This window comes from Sinorhizobium fredii (assembly GCF_002944405.1).
Taxonomy (GTDB): Bacteria; Pseudomonadota; Alphaproteobacteria; order Rhizobiales; family Rhizobiaceae; genus Sinorhizobium; species Sinorhizobium fredii_C.
In genome coordinates this window covers 1,597,791-1,618,099 of sequence record NZ_CP024307.1, presented here as the reverse complement: position 1 = coordinate 1,618,099, position 20,309 = coordinate 1,597,791, and the positions used below count along the sequence as shown (strand labels likewise).

Below are 20,309 nucleotides of genomic sequence, written 5' to 3'. Positions count from 1 at the left end.
GAGATCGCCCCTCAACAAGACGGTGCCGGGTGAACCACCCGGCACCGTCAGGCGAAAATGGCGATGGCGCTATTTCTTACGCGGAACCTTGGGAACCGTTCTCCCCTTCAGCGGAGCCGCATCCGAAGCGGCTTTGGCGGCCTTCTTCGGCTTCGACTTCGGAGCTGCCTCGGCGGCGACGGTTTCCTTCTCTTCCGACTTCTTCGGCTTGGCGTTCTTACCGGGCCGCGACACTTCCGCCTTCGGCTTGATCGGTGCCGTCTCCGGCACGGCATCGAGGATCAGCCCCTTGGTGCCGTCTTCCTTCATGCCGATCGTCACCTTGACGACGCCGCCCTTCTTGAGCTTGCCGAAGAGGATTTCGTCGGCGAGCGGCTTCTTGATGTTTTCCTGAATGACGCGTGCCAGCGGCCGCGCGCCCATCTTTTCGTCGTAGCCCTTGTCCGCGAGCCAGGCTATCGCCTCCGGCGCGAGGTCGAAGGTGACGTTGCGCTCGGCCAACTGCGTCTCGAGTTGCATGACGAATTTCTGCACGACCTGGTGAATGACAGGCGTCGGCAGAGAGTTGAACGGAATGACCGCATCCAGGCGGTTGCGGAACTCCGGTGTGAACAGGCGGTTCAGCGCCTCGATGTCCTCGCCCTCGCGCTTCGATGAGCCGAAGCCGATCGCCGGGCGCGCCATGTCGGAGGCGCCCGCGTTGGTCGTCATGATCAGGATGACGTTGCGGAAGTCGATCTTCTTGCCGTTATGGTCCGTCAGCGAGCCGTGATCCATCACCTGCAGCAGGATGTTGAAGAGATCCGGATGCGCCTTTTCGATCTCGTCGAGCAGCAGCACGCAGTGCGGATGCTGGTCGACGCCGTCGGTCAGCAGGCCGCCCTGGTCGAAACCGACATAGCCGGGAGGTGCGCCGAGCAGGCGCGAAACCGTGTGCCGCTCCATGTATTCCGACATATCGAAGCGCAGCAGCTCGACGCCGAGCGACGTCGCCAACTGTTTCGCCACTTCCGTCTTGCCGACGCCGGTCGGACCGGAGAACACATAGCAGCCGATCGGCTTGTTCGGTTCGCGCAGGCCGGCCCGGGCGAGCTTGATCGACGAGGCGAGCGCCTCGATCGCCAGATCCTGGCCGTAGACGACGGAACGAAGTTCCTTCTCAAGATTGGCGAGAACGGCTTCGTCGTCCTTCGAAACCGACTTCGGCGGGATGCGCGCCATAGTGGCCACTGTCGCCTCGATTTCCCTTTCGGTGATCAGCTTGCGGCGTTTGCTGACTGGCAGCAGCATTTGGGCCGCACCCGATTCGTCGATCACGTCGATCGCCTTGTCGGGCAGCTTGCGGTCATTGATGTAGCGGGCCGAAAGCTCGACCGCCGCCCTGATCGCCTCGTTCGAATATTTGAGGTGGTGATACTCCTCGAAATAGGGCTTCAGCCCCCGCATGATCTCGATCGCGTCGGCAACCGTCGGCTCGTTGACATCGATCTTCTGGAAACGGCGGACGAGCGCCCGATCCTTTTCGAAGAACTGGCGGTACTCTTTGTAGGTGGTCGAGCCGATGCAGCGGATCGAGCCGGAAGAGAGCGCCGGCTTCAAAAGGTTCGATGCGTCCATCGCACCGCCCGATGTCGCGCCCGCGCCGATCACCGTATGGATCTCGTCGATGAACAGGACCGCGCCGTGATATTCCTCGAGCTCCTTGACGACCTGCTTCAGGCGCTCTTCGAAATCGCCGCGATAGCGCGTGCCGGCGAGCAGCGTTCCCATGTCGAGCGCAAAGATCGTCGCGTCCTGAAGCGCCTCCGGCACCTGCTTCTCGACGATGCGCTTGGCAAGCCCCTCGGCGATCGCCGTCTTGCCGACGCCGGGATCGCCGACATAGAGCGGGTTGTTCTTGGACCTGCGGCAGAGCACTTGGATGGTTCGGTTCACCTCGGCGTGCCGGCCGATCAGCGGATCGATCTTTCCGGACTTGGCCTTTTCGTTCAGGTTGACGCAGTAGGCCGTCAGCGCATCCTGCTGCTTCTTCGGACCGGTCTCCTCGCTTTCGCGCGATGATTTCTGTTCCGAATCCTGATCCTCGGCGCCGCGCACCGGCCGCGATTCCGAGCTCCCGGGGCGCTTGCCGATGCCATGAGAGATGAAGTTCACCGCATCGTAGCGGGTCATCTCCTGCTCCTGCAGGAAATAGGCCGCATGGCTCTCGCGCTCGGCAAAGATCGCGACGAGCACATTGGCTCCCGTCACCTCTTCGCGGCCGGAGGATTGAACATGAATGACGGCCCGCTGGATGACGCGCTGGAAGCCGGCGGTGGGCTTGGAATCTTCATCGTAGCCGGTGATCAGATTGGACAATTCGTTGTCGACATAGTCCGTCACGGTCTTGCGAAGTGTTTCTAGATTTACATTGCACGCGCCCATCACGGCCGCCGCATCGGCATCATCGATCAATGCCAGCAGCAGGTGCTCGAGCGTCGCATATTCATGATGGCGCTCGTTGGCAAAAGTCAGTGCCTGATGCAGCGCCTTTTCGAGGCTGGGCGAAAAAGTTGGCACGTTAGGTCCTCATTTCTTTTCCATGACGCATTGCAAGGGATGCTGATGCTGCCTGGCGAAATCCATCACCTGCGTCACTTTGGTTTCGGCGACTTCGTAGGTAAAGACGCCGCATTCTCCAACGCCGTGGTTGTGGACATGAAGCATGATGATCGTCGCTTGTTCCCTGTCCTTCTGAAAAAAACGCTCCAGAATGTGGACGACGAACTCCATCGGCGTGTAATCGTCATTCAAAAGCAGAACGCGGTACAAACTCGGCTTCTTGGTCTTCGGCTTGGTGCGTGTGATAACGGACGTGCCACGACTGGGGCCGCCTCCGTCTCCATCGCTTCCCTGCTGCATCCGGACCGGCATGGCGATCATTCTGTTTCATTCCCTTGACGGCCGCAATCCACCAACGTGGCTGCGGCCTGCTTGCCTTTATCTAATGGTTCGTTCTTGGATTTTAAGACCGAACCAACGCACTGCAATCATATTCGCACGGCCAAGCACAAGATTGATCAATTTTCTTCGGCCGCTACAGTCGACGTTGAATCTCTGGCCAAGCTACCGAAGTAAGCCCGGAAACCCGATACCCCAAGAACGACAAGGCCGGCCGCGGCAACCGCGACCGGCCTTTTGGCAATGGCGATATTCTAATCGTCAGGCGGCGGCAGCTGCGGACTTCACGGATGCCGTTGCCTTGGCGACCGGTGCCTCATAGGGCTTGTAGGCGTCCTTGGCGAGATCGGCATACATCTCGCCGATCTTCGATGCTTCGGCGACGAAAGATTCATAGCTCGACTTCAGATAGTTCGTCTGCAGTTCGAAGGCAGCCTCGAGGCTCTTGGCGCCCGACAGCTTTTCAAGATGGGCAATGCCATCTTCGAAGGACTTCTTCGAGTAGTCTGCTGCTTCGGTTGCAATGGCCTGGAAGCCCTTGGTCATCGCAGAGTAGCTCTTTACAGCCACGTCGAGTGCTTCCTTGCTCTTCTTGTTTGCATCGTCGAAGTTGAACATCAAGTTTCTCCTTGTGGGCGGTGGGCAAGCGTCAGTCTAGGTGCACTGCACAAAAAGTCAAGTTCAGTGTGCGATGCAGTAAAACACAATTCTTGCAACGACTTGATGAAGATCCGGCGACATGCGGATAAATTATCTAAAAGTAAGACTTATAAGAAAAAACCGGCCCGATTGCTCAGGCCGGCACACTTTGAGACACGCGGCCGTCGACCGGCCATGCGACGTCCAGCTCAGAGATCGACGTCGAGGATCGCCATCGAGAAATTATAGGAGAGTTCGCCGTCTTCGTCGTCGCGGAATATGACTCCGAGAAATTCGTCGCCAAGATAAACCTCGGCGGATTCGTCCTTCCTGGGACGGGCCTTGACGACCATAGCCGGATTCAAGGTGCGCTTGAAATAGGCCTCAAGCTTGCGGATTTCTTCGGGCTTCAAATCTATTCTCCGTAGCCGATTGATTTGCCGCGCTTCTCGCATGCGGCGTTGCCAGGTGTAAACCCATCACGGCGCCGAGCCCCCATGAAGATGATTAACGACAGCCGTAACGCGTTGAATTGCCGCTCAGATTTTTCATTTCCGCGAACAAGGCGATGAACGCGGCCCTTCCTCCGCGTCAGATATCGAAGCTCGCCAGGATCTGGTCCATCTGCCGCGAGGGTTCGGAGCATCCGGCCTCGCCGACGACCCTGGCCGGAACGCCCGCTACCGTCGTCTTCGGCGGAACCGCCTTCAGCACGACCGATCCGGCCGCCACCCGCGAGCAATGGCCGATATGGATATTGCCGAGGATCTTCGCGCCGGCGCCGATCAGCACGCCGTCGCCGATCTTCGGGTGACGGTCGCTGCCCTCCTTGCCGGTGCCGCCAAGGGTGACGCCATGCAGGATCGACACATTGTCGCCAATCACCGCCGTTTCGCCGACGACAAGCCCCGTCGCGTGGTCGAGGAAGATGCCGCGCCCGACGCGTGCGGCCGGATTGATATCGGTCTGGAACACACTCGAGGAGCGGCTCTGGAGATAGAGCGCAAAATCCTTCCGCCCGCGGTCCCACAGCCAGTGGGCCAGCCGGTGCGTCTGGATGGCATGGAAGCCCTTGAAATAGAGCACGGGCTCGAGGAACCGCGTGCAGGCCGGATCGCGGTCGTAGACCGCCTGGATGTCGACCCGCAGGATCGCGCTCCATTCAGGCCAGTCCTCGAGCATCTCCAGAAAGGTCTGGTGAAGAAGGTTTGCCTGCAGGTCGGGGTGATCAAGCCGTTCGCAGATCCGGTAGATCACGCTCTCTTCCAGCGAATGCTGGTTGACCACAGTCGAATAGAGAAAGGCCGCAAGCATCGGATCCCGCTCGGCGGCGAGGCGCGCTTCTTCGCGCAGACTGTCCCAGATGGGGTCGACTGCCTTCAGCGGTTCCGTATGGCGAAGTTCGCTCTTGGCGACCATGGTCGCGCTCCTTCCTGGGTCAATCTGCCGGCTTGCGCTGCGACATATATAGGGCAATTCCCGACCAACATAAATGGCCCCGCACGTTTCGATCGGCGGTCATCTTTGACTAGGCGCGGCCGAGCTCGGCGAGAAACTCCAGGACCGCCTTCTTGAAGACGCGGTCGCCAACGGCCAGCATATGGTCGCGGCCCGGAATGTCCACGGCCATGGCATGCGGCATCAGGGCGGCAAGCTCCTGGGCGGAGCCCGCCACGTCGTCCTTCGTGCCGACCCCGACCAGAACGGGCACGTCGATGCGCCCGACATCCTCGGCGGAAAGCAGATCGCGCGAGGTCGATATGCAGGCGGCAAGCGCCTGGCGGTCGCTCTTCGTCTGGTCGGCAAAGGCGCGGAACATTCGGCCGCGTGTATGCGTCACATCTTCGAGCGATGGCGCAAGCAGCGCGTCGGCGATCGGGTCCCAGTCTCCCACTCCGGTCACCATGCCTATTCCCAAGCCGCCGAACACCAGCGAGCGGACGCGATGCGGGTGATGCAACGCCAGGAATGCGGAGATGCGCGCGCCCATCGAATAGCCCATGATATGCGCCTCTGGGATGCCGAGATGGGCCAGAAGCGCGGCCGCGTCGCCGGCCATCTGGTGCGGGTGGTACACGGAAGCGTCATAAGGCTTGCTGCTCGCCCCGTGACCGCGGTTGTCGAGTGCGACAACCCGGTAGCCAGCGTCGCCGAGCGTCTTCAGCCAGCCTGGGTATACCCAGTTGACATTGGCGCTCGAGGCGAACCCGTGAATGAGCAGCACAGGATCCCCCGACGGGTCGCCCTCGTCGAAATAGGCAATTTCCAAGCCGTCGTGGGTGAAGCGCGAGAAAGGCGGTGGGTTCAAATCCATGGTTTTCCCAGACATCATCTGTTTTCGCCGAAACTAGGCGGTAACCGAAGAGGCGAAAACCCCCGCCCGTCAAAAACCACAGGCGCGTCGTGATTGCTGCTACACATTTGCGCCAAAGCTCACTATGGTGCCGGCAAAAATATACAGACTTGCATTCAGCGGAGTACGACATGGCCGGCCACAGCATCCCCCATTTCCAGAATGACGGCGGGCACCGGGTTATCGAGATCGGCGTCAAGGAATTCATGTGCACCGGCGCATCCGTTCCCTTCGATCACCCCCATATCTTCATCGACATGGGCGACGACAACGAGAAGGTCTGCTCCTATTGCTCGACGCTCTATCGCTACAACGCGAGCCTGAAGGCGACAGAGACGATTCCGCCGGGCTGTCTCTTCGAGACCAAGGCGGCCTGACCTGCCCGCAGCCACCGGCGCGACATCGATGCAAAAGGCTGGTCCCGTCGCAATCGTCGGCGCTGGCATCGCCGGCCTGACAATGGCGCTGTGCCTTGCGCGGCAGGGCTTTGCTTCAGATATCTTCGAGCAGGCAGACGCACTGAACGAGGTGGGCGCCGGGCTGCAATTGTCACCGAACGCCTCGCGCATCTTAGTGAAACTCGGCTTGCTCCCTGCGCTCGAGGCGGTGTGGGGTGAACCGAAATCGATAGGGCTCGTCGACGGACACTCGCTGCGTCCGCTAGCAGACGTGCCAGCCGGTGCGGCAGCGCGCATCCGCTGGGCAGCACCCTACGGGGTCCTGCACCGCGCCAGCCTGCAGAAAATCCTCCTGGACGCAGTACAGTCGGAGCCGGCCTGCCGCCTGCATCTTGGCAAGCGCATCAAGGGCGATCCGGTGGCGGCGGCTGCCGCGGCAACGGGACGCCGCCCATCAATCGTCATCGGCGCCGACGGCATCTGGTCGGAGGCGAGAGCCGCTATTCCGGCCGCCGGCGCCGCCCGGTTCTCCGGCAATGTCGCTTGGCGGCTGTTGCTGCCGAACACAGAAGAGACGGGCTGCCTTTCGGCGGATCGCGTCACGGCCTTCCTTGGGCCGGAGGCTCATCTGGTCGCCTACCCGCTTCGCGAAATCGACGGCTTCAATCTGGTTGCGGTCGTCGGCGGCACGCCGGCCGAGGGGGCCTGGACGGGTCAGGAATCACCGGAGCGACGACGCGAATTCACGGCCGCTTTCGAAGCATGGCACCCCGATCTGCGATCGTTGATCGAAGGTTCCGGCTCGGCCACCTATTGGCCCTTGTGCACCGTCGAGGAAGGCGCCTGGCACAACAGGCGGGACATCGTGCTGATCGGCGACGCCGCCCATGCGATGACGCCCTTTGCGGCCCAGGGTGCTGCGATGGCGATAGAGGACGCCAGTGAACTGGCGCTTTGTCTTGCCGAGTGCCCCGACGCTCCGGCCGCCTTCGCGCGTTACGAGCAGGCGCGCCGGGCACGGATCGCCCGGGTCCGCAAGCGTGCCGCCTTCAACCGCTTTGCCTATCACGCCCGCGGGCCGGTCAGGGTCGCGCGAAACCTGGTCCTCGCGCTGAAGGGCCCGGAAGCGCTCGCAGCCGATCTCGACTGGCTCTATGGATATGGCGCCTCGGAACGCGAGAAGGCCTGACCGGCAGGCAGCAAATCCCTGCCGCCTGCCCCGGTCACTCGGATGGCCCGATCAGGCGGCATTGGCCGCCGCGAGACCTGCCTCGATGTCGCGGCGCAGGTCGGCAACATCTTCCAGACCGATCTGCAGCCGGATGACGGGCCCTCCTGATGGGCCCTTCGCGATCTTGCGATCGGAAAGGTTCGCATGCAATGCGAGGCTCTCGAAGCCGCCCCAGGAATAGCCGAGGCCGAAGAACGAGAGCGCATCGAGGAAGGCATGCGCCTTCGCCTTGCTTGTTTCGGGTTCGGCCTTCAGGACAAATGAGAAGATGCCGCTCGCCCCGCCAAAGTCGCGCTTCCAGAGCTCGTGCCCGGGAAAGCTCGGCAGCGCCGGATGCAGCACCCTCTCCACCTCGTCCCGACCCTCGAGCCAGGTGGCAATCGCCAGAGCGCTGTCCTGGTGGCGCTCCAGGCGAATGCCCATGGTGCGAAGGCCGCGCAGAATCTGATAGCTGTCGTCCGGTGAGACGCAGACGCCGAGCGTCACCATCGCCTCGGTCAGGGCCGGCCAATGGGCAGCATTGGCCGAAACGGTTCCGAGCAGCACGTCGGAGTGCCCGGAGGGATATTTCGTCGCCGCGTGGATGGAAACGTCGACGCCATGGTCGAGGGGGCGGAAGTAGATCGGCGTTGCCCAGGTGTTGTCCATGGTGACGACGCAGCCGTGGCGGTGGGCGGCATCGGCAATCGCCCGGATATCCTGCATCTCGAACGTGTTCGAGCCCGGCGCCTCCGTGTGCACCAGCCGCGTGTTCGGCCGGATCAGGCCCTCGATGGCAGTACCGATCATCGGATCGTAATATTCGACCGTGATCCCGAGCCGGGTCAGCATCGTGTCGCAGAAGTGCCGGGTCGGGAAATAGACCGAATCGACGATCAGAGCGTGGTCGCCCGACGAAAGATAGGCGAGGAAGGGCACCGTGACAGCGGCCAGCCCCGAGGGTACGAGAATCGTTCCGGCGGCGCCTTCGAGTTCATTGATCGCCTCGCAGAGCGCGTCGGTCGTCGGCGTGCCGCGCGTGCCGTAGGTGTATTTCTGCGCCCGCGTTTCCATGGTCTTCGCATTGGGGAAAAGTACGGTGGACGCGTGGACCACCGGCGGATTCACGAATCCGTGGAAGTCGGAGGGGTTGTTGCCTGCATGCGCGAGGCGGGTGTTGATGCCGACCTCTCCACGCGCGCTCATCTTGTCTGCCATTTTAACGAATCCGCCGTTGAAAACTGGATGGAGACTCATCGAACGCGGCACGGGTGAGGGTCAAGGGAAAATTCGCTACGGCGGCCGTCGACCCGGTCCCCGCGTATCTGACGGTTTTTTATCCAGAAGCGGACGATTTCCCGCAAAATCTGCTTAAAATTCTGACGAATTTTCAGTTTTTCACATCGAAAATCAGAAAATCGGCAACATCTCTTGACCCCCATGGATTTTGAGCATGAGATAGATTGCACTCATGCCAGGAGGGTGGCTGAGGCTGCACGCGCCGACAGAGCGCACCAGTGCAGACGGGAACTTACGAACAACCGAAAAGGTTCAAAAAAATGGCAAGAAGAATTCTGACAGCTCTTGTTGGCGCTGCTGTCTTGGGGATTGGCGCAAATGCGGCATCGGCCGCGACCCTTGACGACGTGAAGGCCAAGGGCTTCGTCCAGTGCGGCGTGAACACCGGGCTCGCCGGTTTCGCGGCCCCTGACGCGTCCGGCAACTGGAGCGGTTTCGACGTCGACTACTGCAAGGCGATCGCTGCTGCAGTGTTCGGCGATGCCACCAAGGTCAAGTACACGCCGACCTCCGCCAAGGAGCGTTTCCCGGCGCTGCAGTCCGGCGAAGTCGACGTTTTGGCCCGCAACACGACCTGGACCATCAACCGCGACACGGCGCTCGGCTTCAACTTCCGCCCGGTCAACTATTATGACGGCCAGGGCTTCATGGTTCGCAAGAGCCTCAACGTGAAGTCCGCACTCGAACTTTCCGGCGCTGCCGTCTGCGTCCAGACCGGCACGACCACCGAGCTGAACCTCGCCGACTACTTCAAGACCAACAACCTGCAGTACAACCCGGTGGTCTTCGAAAAGCTCGAGGAAGTGAACGCCGCCTATGATGCCGGCCGTTGCGACGTCTACACCACCGACCAGTCCGGCCTCTATTCGCTGCGCCTCACCCTTTCGAAGCCGGATGATCACATGATCCTGCCGGAGATCATCTCGAAGGAGCCGCTCGGTCCGGCCGTCCGCCAGGGCGACGACCAGTGGTACGACATCGTCAGCTGGGTTCATTATGCCCTGGTCCAGGCCGAGGAATTCGGCGTCACCCAGGCAAATGTCGAAGAGATGAAGAAATCGGCCAACCCGGACGTTCAGCGCTTCCTCGGCGTCGAAGCCGACAGCAAGATCGGTACAGACTTGGGCCTCACCAATGAATGGGCCGTCAACATCATCAAAGCCGTCGGCAACTACGGCGAAGTCTTCGATCGCAACATCGGCGCTGGCAGCCCGCTGAAGATCGAGCGCGGCCTGAACGCGCTTTGGAACAAGGGCGGCATCCAGTACGCACCGCCGGTCCGCTAAAAGCTGGTCGGCTTGAGAGTCTCGGAGGAGCGGCACGCCGCTCCTCCGTTCTACAATAAGAACGCCCGAAAACAGGGCGGATCGGGGAAAGAGGCATTGTATGGCCATTGGCGTTACAAACGCGCCTGAGAAGAGCAAGTCCTCGGGATCTATCATCAACGATCCTCAGGTACGCGGCATATTCTACCAGGCAATCACCATCATCATCCTCGCAGTTCTCGTCTACTGGACCATCCAAAACACGGTCGAGAACTTGCAGCGCGCGAACATCGCATCCGGCTATGGCTTTTTGAACGGCCGGGCGGGGTTCGATCTCGGACAATCACTGATCGCCTTCACGAGCGATTCCACCTACGGCCGCGCTCTGGTCGTCGGTTTCGTCAACACCCTGCTGGTGGCGATCACCGGTATCATCACGGCAACGATCATCGGCTTCATCGTCGGCGTTGGACGTCTGTCGCACAACTGGATCATCGCCAAGCTCTCGCTCGCCTATGTCGAGGTGTTCCGCAACATTCCACCGCTGCTGGTCATCTTCTTCTGGTATAGCGGCGTTCTGGCGATCTTACCCCAGGCGCGTGAGGCGCTCGCCCTACCTTTCGATATCTATGTGAGCAATCGCGGCGTTGCGTTCCCGAGAGCCATCTTCGGAGAGGGTTCGCAATATACACTGTTCGCCTTGATCATCGCCGTCGTCGCGAGCTTCGTTTTCGCCCGCTATGCCCGGCAACGGCAGGAGGCAACCGGTCAGCGACTGCCCGTTTTGTCGATCGTGCTCGGCTTGCTCATCGGTCTGCCGCTGATAACGTTCCTGGCGACCGGCGCTCCGCTGACTTTCGACATTCCGATCGCCGGCAAATTCAATCTTACGGGCGGTTCGGTCGTCGGACCGGAATTCATGTCGCTCTTCCTCGCGCTGTCCTTCTACACTGCCGCCTTCATCGCGGAAATCGTCCGGGCGGGCATCCGGGGAGTTTCAAAGGGGCAGACGGAAGCCGCTCACGCACTTGGCATACGCCCAAGGCTGACGACTCGTCTGGTCGTCGTTCCGCAGGCAATGCGCATCATCATTCCGCCACTGACCAGCCAATATCTCAACCTCACCAAGAACTCGTCGCTTGCGGTCGCCGTCGGCTATGCGGATCTCGTCGCCGTCGGCGGCACGATCCTCAACCAGACCGGACAGGCGATCGAAGTGGTCAGCATCTGGCTCATCGTCTATCTGAGCCTGAGCCTCGCAACCTCGCTGTTCATGAACTGGTACAACGCCCGCATGGCGCTGGTGGAGAGGTGAGAACATGAGCACGCAACAAGCATCCTTCGTTCGTGCTTCGATGATCGAAGCCTCACCCGCCCCCGCCCTGGAAGCTGGCATCGTCCGGTGGCTGCGCAAGAACCTCTTCGCCACGCCGAAGGACAGCGTCCTGACGATCATCAGCCTGCTCATCCTGGCATGGCTGGTGCCGCCGGCGATCCAGTGGCTTTTCGTAGACGCGGCATGGACGGGCGGCGGTCGCGGCGTCTGCGCCACGGTCGCCCAAGGCGGCTCGCAACCGGAAGGCTGGAGCGGCGCCTGCTGGGCTTTCGTCAATGCAAAGCTCGGGCAGTTCGTCTTCGGCCGCTATCCGCTCGAGGAGCAGTGGCGCCCCGCTCTCGTCGGCATCCTCTTCGTGCTGTTCCTCGTTCCGATGCTCATCCCAAAGATTCCTTACAAGGGGTTGAACGCGGTTCTGTTGCTGGCGGTCCTGCCGATCCTCGCCACGATCCTGCTTCCCGGCGGCTGGCTCGGCCTCACCTATGTCGAGACGGCGCTTTGGGGCGGTCTCATGGTCACTCTGGTCCTCTCGTTCGTCGGGATCGCGGTTTCGCTGCCGCTCGGCATTCTGCTGGCGCTCGGACGGCGATCGAACATGCCGGTGATCAAGATGCTCTGCACGGTCTTCATCGAGATGGTGCGCGGCGTTCCGCTGATTACGGTGCTGTTCATGGCTAGCGTCATGCTGCCGCTGTTCCTGCCGCAGGGCGTCACCTTCGACAAGTTCCTTCGTGCCTTGATCGGCGTGTCGCTCTTCGCCTCCGCCTATATGGCGGAGGTTGTCCGCGGCGGCCTGCAGGCCATTCCGAAGGGCCAATATGAAGGCGCCGATTCGCTCGGTCTCAGCTACTGGCAGAAGATGAACCTCATCATCCTGCCGCAGGCGCTGAAGCTGGTGATCCCCGGTATCGTCAACACCTTCATCGGCCTGTTCAAGGACACGTCGCTCGTTTCGATCATCGGCATGTTCGACCTGCTCGGCATTGTCCGGCTGAACTTTAGCGACGCGAACTGGGCGTCCGCGGTAACGCCGCTGACGGGCCTGATCTTCGCAGGCTTTGTATTCTGGCTTTTCTGCTTCGGCATGTCGCGCTATTCAGGCTTCATGGAACGCCTGCTCGACAAGAGCCACCGATAAAAAGGGGAAATATAATGGCAAATACGGCCACCGCTTCAAAAATGACCGTCTCGAAGACGGATGTCGCAATCGAAATCACCAACATGAACAAGTGGTATGGTGACTTCCACGTACTGCGCGACATCAATCTTAAAGTGATGCGCGGCGAGCGCATCGTCATCGCCGGCCCGTCGGGCTCCGGCAAATCGACGATGATCCGCTGCATCAACCGCCTCGAGGAACACCAAAAGGGCAAGATCGTCGTCGACGGCATCGAACTCACCAACGACCTGAAGAAGATCGACGAAGTGCGCCGCGAAGTCGGCATGGTGTTCCAGCACTTCAATCTCTTCCCGCACCTGACCATTCTGGAAAACTGCACGCTGGCGCCGATCTGGGTGCGCAAAATGCCGAAGAAGCAGGCCGAGGAAATCGCAATGCATTTCCTCAAGCGCGTCAAGATTCCCGAGCAGGCACTCAAATATCCGGGCCAGCTCTCCGGCGGCCAGCAGCAGCGCGTCGCGATTGCCCGTTCGCTTTGCATGAACCCGAAGATCATGCTTTTCGACGAGCCAACGTCGGCGCTCGATCCGGAAATGATTAAGGAAGTGCTCGATACGATGGTGGGCCTTGCAGAAGAAGGCATGACGATGCTGTGCGTCACTCACGAAATGGGCTTCGCCCGCCAGGTCGCCAACCGCGTCATCTTCATGGACCAGGGCCAGATCGTCGAACAGAATTCGCCGGCCGAATTCTTCGACAACCCGCAGCATGAGCGCACCAAGCTGTTCCTGAGCCAGATCCTGCACTGAAATCGCGGTACGAGTTCGCACGAAAAGCGGCCCGTCATTACTGACGGGCCGTTTTCATTTATGCCCCGGGCCAGGAAGCTCAGTGAAGAGAATGGGCGGTCGTCGACCGGCCGGTCCTCAAAGAACCGGCAGCGTCGGACGCTTTGCCAGCGCGGCCTCGATAATTCCTTCAACCCGCCGACGCTCTGCACCGGCGAGCGGCAGCCGCGGGGCGCGGACGCGATCGTTGGAATCGATCGCAAAAACTTCCGCGAGCTTGATGTTCTGGACGAGATTGGTGGAGACGTCGAGGTCGAGCAGCGGGCGGAACCAGCGATAGATCGCCCTCGCCTCTTCGAGACGCCCGGCTTGGACCAGCTTCCAGATCGCCACCGTCTCCTTCGGGAAGGCGACGACAAGGCCGGCGACCCAGCCATGGGCACCCATCAGCAGGCTTTCGAGTGCCAGGTTATCTACGCCGGTGAAGCAGTCGAAGCGTTCGCCGAAGCGGGTCAGAACGTCGGTCACGCGGCGGATGTCGTCGGTCGATTCCTTCATCGCGACGACGAGTTCGTTTCTGGCCAGTTCATCGAACATCGAAAGCGTCACGTCGACGCCGTAGGCGACCGGGTTGTTGTAGACCATGATCGGCAGGCCTCCAGCGGCAGCGACCGCCTGGATATGGGCGAGCGTCTCCGCCGGCGCGGATTTATAAGGCACGCCCGGCAGAACCATGAAGCCGTCGGCCCCGGCCTTGGCTGCTGCCCTCGCCGCCGCTTCGCCGCGGCGCGTGGCGCTTTCGCAGATCGTCATCAGCACCGGCTTGCCGCCGGCGACCGACTTGGCGATCTTCAATATCTCGATTTTTTCCTCCGGTTCCAACGTCATGTTCTCGCCGAGCGAGCCGCAGACGATCATGCCGTCGACGCCTGCCTCGAACTGCAGCGCGAAGCAGCGCTCCATCTCGGCCTTGTCGAGACCACCTTCAGTCGTGAATTTCGTCGTTACTGCCGGAAATACGCCGCGCCACATGAGAAGCCTCCTTCGATCTGATATATCAGCCAACTTGCCATGATTTCGGAACTGTGTCAATCTCTGATATATCACAAGCGCAGGGACATTCATGCCGTCGCAGTCGCAGGCCCATCTCGCCTATCTGGCGCTCGAGCGCCTCATCGTCACCTTGAAGCTGAAGCCGGGAACGCTCGTCACCGAACGGCAGTTGCTCGAACTCGCCAATCACGGCCGCACACCGGTCCGGGAGGCGATCCAGAAACTCGCTTGGCAGGGCCTGATCGAGGTCCGCCCGAGGGTCGGTCTTGAGATCAGCCGCATCCGACCGGACGATCGGATCCATGTGATGCAGACGCGTCAACAGCTCGAACCGGTGGCGGCCGCGCTTGTTGCCGAACATGCAAGCGCCGATGCCCGCCGAGAGATGAGCGACTGCAGGCGGCAGATGCTGGACTGCGCCGCTCACGGCGATCTCGAGGGCTTTCTGGTGGCAGACAAGATGTTCGACGAGGTGATGGAAGAGGCCTGCCCGAACCGCTTCCTGACGGCGGCCCTGTCGCCGCTCCAGACCCATGCGCGCCGCATCTGGTTCGCATCGGCATCGCCGGAAAAGATGAAAGGCTCGGTGGAGCGCCACGTGAAGGTCATGCACGCGATCGAAGCGGCGGATGCTGCCGGTGCTTCCGCGTCCATGTCGCAGCTGATGGATTATTTGGCTGAGGGTTAGGCAGCATCAACTTTGCCGAGCCGTCAAAGAAAAGGAGGTGCACCGCTGGATGCACCTCCTTTTCAGATCAGATCGATTGCTCGGCGTGTCAGCCGACGAAGGCGCGCTCGATGACGAATTCGGCCGGCTTGTTGTTGGCGCCTTCCGTCAGACCGGCCGCTTCGAGGATTTCCTTGGTATCCTTCAGCATGGCGGTCGAGCCGCAGATCATGCCGCGGTCGATCGCCGGGTCGAGCGGCGGCAGGCCGAGATCGGCGAAGAACTTGCCGTTCGTCATCAGGTCGGTGATCCGGCCCCTGAAGGGATAATCCTCGCGCGTCACGGTCGCATAGTGGCGCAGCTTGTCACCGACGATCTCGTTCAAGAACTCGTGGTTGCGGATTTCCTCGACGAGATCGAAGCCGTATTTCAGCTCGGCCACGTCGCGGCAGGTATGGGTGAGGATGACTTCCTCGAATTTCTCGTAGGTTTCCGGGTCGCGGATCAGGCTCGCGAAGGGCGCAATGCCCGTACCGGTCGAGAACATGTAGAGCCTCCGGCCGGGCACGAGCGCGTCGAGCACCAGCGTGCCCGTAGGCTTCTTGCGCATCAGCACCTGGTCACCCGGCTTGATCGTCTGCAGATGCGACGTCAGCGGACCGTCCGGCACCTTGATCGAGAAGAACTCCAGTTCCTCGTCCCAGGCGGGGCTCGCGATCGAATAGGCACGATAGACGGGCTTGTCGCCGACCATCAGGCCGATCATCGCGAACTCGCCGGAGCGGAAGCGAAACTCCTGCGGACGCGTCATGCGGAAGCGGAAGAGCCGGTCCGTGTAATGCTCGACGCTGGTCACCGTCTCGGCGAATACACCCGCCGGTACCTGTACAGCGAAATCTTCCTTTTTTGCCGGCGCATTCATTGTTGCTTCAGTCCTGTAATGGTGAGGCTTTTTATCAACTACGAGCGGATATTCCAAGCCTTGGCAAATTGAAAGGAATTCCCTTCCAAATATAGGCTCTTTCTGGGATTTCGGCTTGCTTCACACTGTCGCGGGCCGCGTTTTTTAAGAGACGCGACGCCAGCTGTAGGATTTGGCGTCTGCCGACGGTTTTGCCGTCGGCTGGTAATGATTGGCGATACCCGGCAGGCGCCCTTCCGAGAGCCTCTTGATCGCCGTTGCATTGGTGACCGCGAAACTGTCGATGCCACAACGCAGCATTAGCGGGATCTGGTCGATCAGCACGTCGCCGACGGCGCGGACTTCGCCTTCGAAGCCCAGCCGGCTGCGCAGCAGCGAAGCGTGGCTGAAAGCGCGGCCGTCATTGAAGGCCGGGAAGGCCAGCGCCACCAGGGCGATCTGGCTGAGGTGGGGCGCCAGACGCGTCACGTCGTCCGCAGGAGCGACCAGGACACCCAGGCCCGACGCGCCGGCCGCCGCCTGTTCCAGGAAGGCGTCGAGGCCGAGGACTGCCTTCTCGTTCGAGCCGGCCTTCGTCTCTTCGGTTTCGACGACCCAGGGATCATCGTTCAAGAAGCCGCTCTCATTCCAGATTTTCGTCATCTTCTCAAATCCTTGTGCGGCTTCGCTCACGCGGCTTCCTGGGCGCCGCCGCCGTAAAGGGCATCCTTGAAAGGCTGCGGCCCGACGCGGCGATAGGCTTCAAGGAAGGTTTCCGACTTGTCGCGGCGGAGGCCGAGATAGGTGTCGACGATCGTCTCCACCGCATCCGTCACCTTCTCCGGCTCGAAGCCGCGGCCGATGATCTCGCCGATCGAGGTGTTCTCGTCGCCGGAGCCGCCAAGCGTGATCTGATAGAGTTCCGCGCCCTTCTTCTCTACGCCGAGCAGGCCGATATGGCCGACATGATGGTGGCCGCAGGCATTGATGCAGCCGGAAATCTTGATCTTCAGCTCGCCGATTTCGGCCTGCCGCTCGGTCGAACCGAAGCGGCTGGAAATCTCCTGCGCGACCGGGATCGAGCGCGCATTGGCGAGCGCGCAGTAGTCGAGGCCGGGACAGGCAATGATATCGGTGATCAGCCCCGCATTGGCGGTGGCGAGACCGGCGGCGACCAGCGCCCGATAGACCGGCTCCAGATCGGCGAGCGCCACATGCGGTAGGATCAGGTTCTGCTCATGGCTGACGCGGATTTCATCGAAGGCGTATTCCTCGGCGATGTCGGCCACCACTTCCATCTGGCTGTCGGTCGCATCGCCCGGAATGCCACCGATCGGCTTCAGCGAAATCGTCACCATGCCGTAGTCCGGATGCTTGTGCGGCTGGACGTTCTGATGGACCCACTGAGCGAAAGCCCCATCGGCCTTCTTCCAGCGAGCGAGGTTTTCCCAGCCTTCGGCCCGGTTCGGCAGTGCAGGCGGCGCAAAATAGGAGGCGATCGCCTGGATGTCGGCGTCGGGCAGCTTCAGTTCGGTGTCCTTGAGGCTGGCGAACTCGACCTCGACCTGACGCGCCAGTTCCTCCGCGCCGGTCTCGTGCACGAGGATCTTGATGCGCGCCTTGTACTTGTTGTCGCGGCGGCCATAGAGGTTGTAAACGCGCATGATCGCCGTCGTATAGGAAAGCAGATCCTCTTCCGGCAGGAAGTCGCGGATCTTCTTGGCGATCATCGGGGTGCGGCCCTGGCCGCCGCCGACATAGACGGCAAAGCCGAGCTTGCCGTTCTCATCCTTCTTCAGATGCAGGCCGATGTCATGAACCTGGATCGCGGCGCGATCGCGCTCGGCGCCGGTAACGGCGATCTTGAACTTGCGCGGCAGGAACGAGAATTCCGGATGGACGCTCGACCATTGGCGAAGAATCTCCGCATAGGGGCGCGGGTCGGCAACTTCGTCGGCCGCGGCACCGGCGAAATGATCCGCCGTGACGTTGCGAATGCAGTTGCCGGAAGTCTGCAGCGCGTGCATTTCGACGCTCGCCAAGTCCTTGAGGATGTCCGGCGTGTCGGAAAGGCGCGGCCAGTTGTACTGGATGTTCTGGCGCGTGGTGAAATGCCCGTAGCCGCGGTCGTATTTGCGCGCGATATGGGCGAGCATGCGCATCTGACGGCTCGACAGCGTCCCATAGGGGATGGCGACGCGAAGCATATAGGCGTGAAGCTGCAGATAGACGCCGTTCATCAGGCGCAGCGGCTTGAAGGCATCCTCGGCCAATTCACCGGACAGCCGCCGCTGGACCTGATCGCGGAACTGCTCGACGCGTGCGGAAACGAAGGCGTGGTCGAATTCGTCGTAACGGTACATGAAAGCTCAGGTCCTCAGGCAGCAAAATTCTTGGGGCCGGAAAGCCCGTGATAACCGGCGGCATAGGAAATTGACGGGCCCTCGGCCCGGATCCGCTCGCGCATGCGCAGCGGCCGGAGTATGCCGTCGACCTCTTCCACGTCAACGACATTGACGTCGACGACCTTGTTGTCGGCGAAGGCGGTCTTGCCGGTCGCCTCGAGGGCGGCGACAGCCTCGGCGTGGCGGGCGACAAAAGCATCCTGCAGCGACTCCCCCCAGTTGCCGGAGGCGTCGAGCCAGACGGAGATCCCGTCCGCCAAGCGATTTGCCGTCAAAACCTTGCTCACCATCACGTCGTCCTCAATTCAAAATGTGTTCGGCGCGATGCGCGCCAGAAGCGCTCGGCCCGGCGCCCTTGCGCCGGCCGGCAGCGAGCGGCTCCGACCGGTCGAAACGCGCGCCGGCGACCGCGTCGCCGATGATCACCATGACCGGGCCGTCGAGTTCCGTGCGGTTCTCGAGATCCGGCAGCTCCCGGAGGATGCCGTGCAGCAGGCGCCGCTCGGGGCGGCTAGCATTCTCGATGACGGCGACGGTCGTTTCCGCCGGCAGCCCCGCCTGCATCAGCCGGCCCGCCACCGAAGCGGCGACCGAGCGGCCCATATAGACCGCAATCGTCGCGCCGGAAACGGCAAGCCGCGCCCAGTCGGGAAGCACGTCACCAGCTAGATCATGGCCGGTGGTGAAGACCAGCGACGATGCAACGCCGCGAAGTGTCAGCGGCAGCTCGAAATCCGCTGCGGCGGCAAAGGCCGACGTGATGCCGGGGACGATCTCATAGCTGACGCCAGCCTCGCGCATTGCGGCCATCTCTTCGCCGGCCCGGCCGAAGATTAGCGGATCGCCGGATTTCAGCCGCACGACGCGCTTGCCCTCCTTGGCGAGCTTCACGAGCAGATGATTGATCTCGTCCTGCGACTTGGTGTGGCAGCCCTTGCGCTTGCCGACCGAAAGCCGCTCGGCATCGCGGCGGCCCATGTCGACGATCGCCTGCGGCACCAGGGCATCATAGACGATGGCGTCCGCTTCCATCATCACCCGCTGCGCCCTCAGCGTCAGCAGATCCTCGGCACCCGGACCGGCGCCGACCAGCCAGACATGGCCGGAAACACGCTCGGTCGCGTCGAGCAGCCGGGAGGCCTCGCGGCGGGCGGAAGCGAGATCGCCGAGCGCGACATGATCCGCCACCGGACCTGAGAAGAACCGCCGCCAGAAGACGCGCCGCGCCACGCCGCGCGGGATGAGGCGATCGACCGCCTCGCGGTAGCTCGCGGCTAGCGTCGCCACGATCCCAAGCGAGGGCGACAGCAACTGGTCGATCTGGGCGCGAATCATCTGCGCCAGAACGGGCCCTGCCCCTTCCGTGCCGATGGCGATGGCGACGGGGGCACGGTTGACCAGCGCCGGCGTCAGGAAATCGCAATAGTCGGGCTGGTCGACGGCATTGGCCGGGACCTTGCGCTCGCGTGCCGCGGTCACGATCACCCGGTCGGCAGCCGCATCGCCGGTCGCCGCAAAGACCAGTGCGGCGCCTTCGACCTGATGATCGGCAAAGGCTTCGCGAACCGTCTCGATCCCCTTGTCCTCCAGGAAAGCCGCAAAAGCCGGCTCCGGATGATCCGCATAGGCGAGGATACGCGCCTCGGTGTTCAAAAGCAGCCGAACCTTGGCGAAGGCCTCGTCCCCATTGCCGAATACCGCCACGCTCTTCTGAGCGACGCGGAAAAATGCCGGGAAAACGGATAATTGCTGCGACATATCGAGGGGACGGCTCCTTCTACAGGCTGCGGCGAATATCCCTCATAGCCGCAGACAATTGAAGAAACAGAAATTTCTATGGCTTTCCGGCCACGTATTGTTTTGCTCGGTAGCCAATCTTTTTGAGCAAATATCTCCGGAGGATGATTGCGAACCACAGCGGCGCCGCCATTGCGC

Annotated in this window: 20 protein-coding genes; 7 read left to right on the top strand and 13 right to left on the bottom strand. The window is 61.6% G+C overall.

All coding sequences use genetic code 11. The annotated features are described in order from the left end of the window. Positions 1–69: 69 nt before the first annotated feature. The 6 genes from clpA to NXT3_RS07865 form a co-directional block, all read right to left on the bottom strand. Positions 70–2,559 (bottom strand): ATP-dependent Clp protease ATP-binding subunit ClpA, encoded by a 2,490-nt coding sequence (clpA, locus tag NXT3_RS07890; RefSeq protein WP_095677937.1) that lies wholly within the window; start codon positions 2,557–2,559, stop codon positions 70–72. Positions 2,560–2,568: 9 nt separating this feature from the next. Then, entirely contained in the window at positions 2,569–2,922 is a 354-nt protein-coding gene (gene clpS / locus NXT3_RS07885; protein ID WP_037423043.1) for an ATP-dependent Clp protease adapter ClpS, read from the bottom strand. A 279-nt stretch (positions 2,923–3,201) separates the two neighbouring features. Further along, positions 3,202–3,558, bottom strand: coding sequence for a phasin family protein (locus tag NXT3_RS07880; RefSeq protein WP_037423046.1), 357 nt, complete (start codon positions 3,556–3,558; stop codon positions 3,202–3,204). 230 nt (positions 3,559–3,788) lie between these two features. Beyond that, the gene (locus NXT3_RS07875) at positions 3,789–3,992 is read right to left on the bottom strand and encodes a DUF3126 family protein (protein ID WP_014764223.1); all 204 of its coding nucleotides are present in this window, start codon (positions 3,990–3,992) and stop codon (positions 3,789–3,791) included. 178 nt (positions 3,993–4,170) lie between these two features. Continuing rightward, positions 4,171–4,998, bottom strand: a complete 828-nt coding sequence (cysE, locus tag NXT3_RS07870) for a serine O-acetyltransferase (RefSeq protein ID WP_037423049.1) — start codon at positions 4,996–4,998, stop codon at positions 4,171–4,173. Between the two features lie 109 nt (positions 4,999–5,107). After that, complete coding sequence (locus NXT3_RS07865) at positions 5,108–5,893, bottom strand: alpha/beta fold hydrolase (protein WP_104839056.1); 786 nt, start codon at positions 5,891–5,893, stop codon at positions 5,108–5,110. 170 nt (positions 5,894–6,063) lie between these two features. Between NXT3_RS07865 and NXT3_RS07860 the strand changes: the two genes are divergently transcribed. Together NXT3_RS07860 and NXT3_RS07855 are read left to right on the top strand one after the other, a co-directional pair. Next, entirely contained in the window at positions 6,064–6,309 is a 246-nt protein-coding gene (locus tag NXT3_RS07860; RefSeq protein WP_037423054.1) for a zinc-finger domain-containing protein, read from the top strand. A 28-nt stretch (positions 6,310–6,337) separates the two neighbouring features. Continuing rightward, complete coding sequence (locus NXT3_RS07855) at positions 6,338–7,519, top strand: FAD-dependent monooxygenase (protein ID WP_104839055.1); 1,182 nt, start codon at positions 6,338–6,340, stop codon at positions 7,517–7,519. 51 nt (positions 7,520–7,570) lie between these two features. On the opposite strand, the gene NXT3_RS07850 is transcribed toward NXT3_RS07855, so the two are convergent. Further along, positions 7,571–8,758 carry a cystathionine beta-lyase gene (locus NXT3_RS07850; RefSeq protein WP_104839054.1) on the bottom strand — a complete coding sequence of 396 codons (1,188 nt, stop codon included), beginning with the start codon at positions 8,756–8,758 and terminating at the stop codon, positions 7,571–7,573. Positions 8,759–9,099: 341 nt separating this feature from the next. On the opposite strand from NXT3_RS07850, the gene NXT3_RS07845 reads away from it, so the two are divergent. From NXT3_RS07845 to NXT3_RS07830, 4 genes are all read left to right on the top strand, one after another. Beyond that, on the top strand, positions 9,100–10,125 hold the full coding sequence (locus NXT3_RS07845) for an amino acid ABC transporter substrate-binding protein (protein ID WP_037423063.1): 1,026 nt from the start codon (positions 9,100–9,102) through the stop codon (positions 10,123–10,125). A 100-nt stretch (positions 10,126–10,225) separates the two neighbouring features. After that, positions 10,226–11,419, top strand: a complete 1,194-nt coding sequence (locus tag NXT3_RS07840) for an amino acid ABC transporter permease (RefSeq protein ID WP_037423066.1) — start codon at positions 10,226–10,228, stop codon at positions 11,417–11,419. Between the two features lie 4 nt (positions 11,420–11,423). Next, a complete protein-coding gene (locus NXT3_RS07835) occupies positions 11,424–12,578 on the top strand; it encodes an amino acid ABC transporter permease (RefSeq protein WP_037423069.1) in 1,155 nt (384 codons plus the stop codon). A 14-nt stretch (positions 12,579–12,592) separates the two neighbouring features. Then, on the top strand, positions 12,593–13,369 hold the full coding sequence (locus NXT3_RS07830; protein ID WP_014764213.1) for an amino acid ABC transporter ATP-binding protein: 777 nt from the start codon (positions 12,593–12,595) through the stop codon (positions 13,367–13,369). Between the two features lie 117 nt (positions 13,370–13,486). On the opposite strand, the gene NXT3_RS07825 is transcribed toward NXT3_RS07830, so the two are convergent. Next, positions 13,487–14,380, bottom strand: a complete 894-nt coding sequence (locus NXT3_RS07825; RefSeq protein WP_037423074.1) for a dihydrodipicolinate synthase family protein — start codon at positions 14,378–14,380, stop codon at positions 13,487–13,489. Positions 14,381–14,471: 91 nt separating this feature from the next. Here NXT3_RS07825 and NXT3_RS07820 point away from each other — a divergent pair, with 91 nt between their 5' ends. Further along, positions 14,472–15,089: a GntR family transcriptional regulator gene (locus NXT3_RS07820; protein ID WP_097526838.1), complete on the top strand. Its 618-nt coding sequence runs from the start codon at positions 14,472–14,474 to the stop codon at positions 15,087–15,089. Between the two features lie 88 nt (positions 15,090–15,177). Here the strand turns inward: NXT3_RS07820 and NXT3_RS07815 are convergent, their stop codons facing one another. From NXT3_RS07815 to cysG, 5 genes are all read right to left on the bottom strand, one after another. Beyond that, positions 15,178–15,990 carry a ferredoxin--NADP reductase gene (locus NXT3_RS07815; RefSeq protein WP_097526839.1) on the bottom strand — a complete coding sequence of 271 codons (813 nt, stop codon included), beginning with the start codon at positions 15,988–15,990 and terminating at the stop codon, positions 15,178–15,180. A gap of 144 nt (positions 15,991–16,134) precedes the next feature. Beyond that, positions 16,135–16,632, bottom strand: coding sequence for a DUF934 domain-containing protein (locus NXT3_RS07810; protein ID WP_037423258.1), 498 nt, complete (start codon positions 16,630–16,632; stop codon positions 16,135–16,137). A gap of 26 nt (positions 16,633–16,658) precedes the next feature. Then, complete coding sequence (locus tag NXT3_RS07805; protein WP_037423083.1) at positions 16,659–18,332, bottom strand: nitrite/sulfite reductase; 1,674 nt, start codon at positions 18,330–18,332, stop codon at positions 16,659–16,661. A 14-nt stretch (positions 18,333–18,346) separates the two neighbouring features. Next, positions 18,347–18,664, bottom strand: coding sequence for a DUF2849 domain-containing protein (locus NXT3_RS07800; RefSeq protein ID WP_037423085.1), 318 nt, complete (start codon positions 18,662–18,664; stop codon positions 18,347–18,349). A gap of 10 nt (positions 18,665–18,674) precedes the next feature. Beyond that, positions 18,675–20,132 (bottom strand): siroheme synthase CysG, encoded by a 1,458-nt coding sequence (cysG, locus tag NXT3_RS07795; RefSeq protein ID WP_104839053.1) that lies wholly within the window; start codon positions 20,130–20,132, stop codon positions 18,675–18,677. Positions 20,133–20,309 lie beyond the last annotated feature (177 nt).

Excerpts from the sequence above, each read along its gene's own strand:
- NXT3_RS07860 (WP_037423054.1), top strand. The coding sequence starts at position 6,064 with ATGGCCGGCCACAGCATCCCCCATTTCCAGAATGACGGCGGGCACCGG.
- NXT3_RS07840 (WP_037423066.1), top strand. The coding sequence starts at position 10,226 with ATGGCCATTGGCGTTACAAACGCGCCTGAGAAGAGCAAGTCCTCGGGA.
- NXT3_RS07865 (WP_104839056.1), bottom strand. The coding sequence starts at position 5,893 with ATGGATTTGAACCCACCGCCTTTCTCGCGCTTCACCCACGACGGCTTG.
- NXT3_RS07855 (WP_104839055.1), top strand. The coding sequence starts at position 6,338 with ATGCAAAAGGCTGGTCCCGTCGCAATCGTCGGCGCTGGCATCGCCGGC.
- NXT3_RS07850 (WP_104839054.1), bottom strand. The coding sequence starts at position 8,758 with ATGGCAGACAAGATGAGCGCGCGTGGAGAGGTCGGCATCAACACCCGC.
- cysE (WP_037423049.1), bottom strand. The coding sequence starts at position 4,998 with ATGGTCGCCAAGAGCGAACTTCGCCATACGGAACCGCTGAAGGCAGTC.
- NXT3_RS07810 (WP_037423258.1), bottom strand. The coding sequence starts at position 16,632 with ATGACGAAAATCTGGAATGAGAGCGGCTTCTTGAACGATGATCCCTGG.
- NXT3_RS07805 (WP_037423083.1), bottom strand. The coding sequence starts at position 18,332 with ATGTACCGTTACGACGAATTCGACCACGCCTTCGTTTCCGCACGCGTC.
- clpS (WP_037423043.1), bottom strand. The coding sequence starts at position 2,922 with ATGATCGCCATGCCGGTCCGGATGCAGCAGGGAAGCGATGGAGACGGA.
- cysG (WP_104839053.1), bottom strand. The coding sequence starts at position 20,132 with ATGTCGCAGCAATTATCCGTTTTCCCGGCATTTTTCCGCGTCGCTCAG.
- NXT3_RS07820 (WP_097526838.1), top strand. The coding sequence starts at position 14,472 with ATGCCGTCGCAGTCGCAGGCCCATCTCGCCTATCTGGCGCTCGAGCGC.
- NXT3_RS07845 (WP_037423063.1), top strand. The coding sequence starts at position 9,100 with ATGGCAAGAAGAATTCTGACAGCTCTTGTTGGCGCTGCTGTCTTGGGG.
- NXT3_RS07800 (WP_037423085.1), bottom strand. The coding sequence starts at position 18,664 with ATGGTGAGCAAGGTTTTGACGGCAAATCGCTTGGCGGACGGGATCTCC.
- NXT3_RS07815 (WP_097526839.1), bottom strand. The coding sequence starts at position 15,990 with ATGAATGCGCCGGCAAAAAAGGAAGATTTCGCTGTACAGGTACCGGCG.
- NXT3_RS07835 (WP_037423069.1), top strand. The coding sequence starts at position 11,424 with ATGAGCACGCAACAAGCATCCTTCGTTCGTGCTTCGATGATCGAAGCC.
- NXT3_RS07880 (WP_037423046.1), bottom strand. The coding sequence starts at position 3,558 with ATGTTCAACTTCGACGATGCAAACAAGAAGAGCAAGGAAGCACTCGAC.
- NXT3_RS07830 (WP_014764213.1), top strand. The coding sequence starts at position 12,593 with ATGGCAAATACGGCCACCGCTTCAAAAATGACCGTCTCGAAGACGGAT.
- NXT3_RS07825 (WP_037423074.1), bottom strand. The coding sequence starts at position 14,380 with ATGTGGCGCGGCGTATTTCCGGCAGTAACGACGAAATTCACGACTGAA.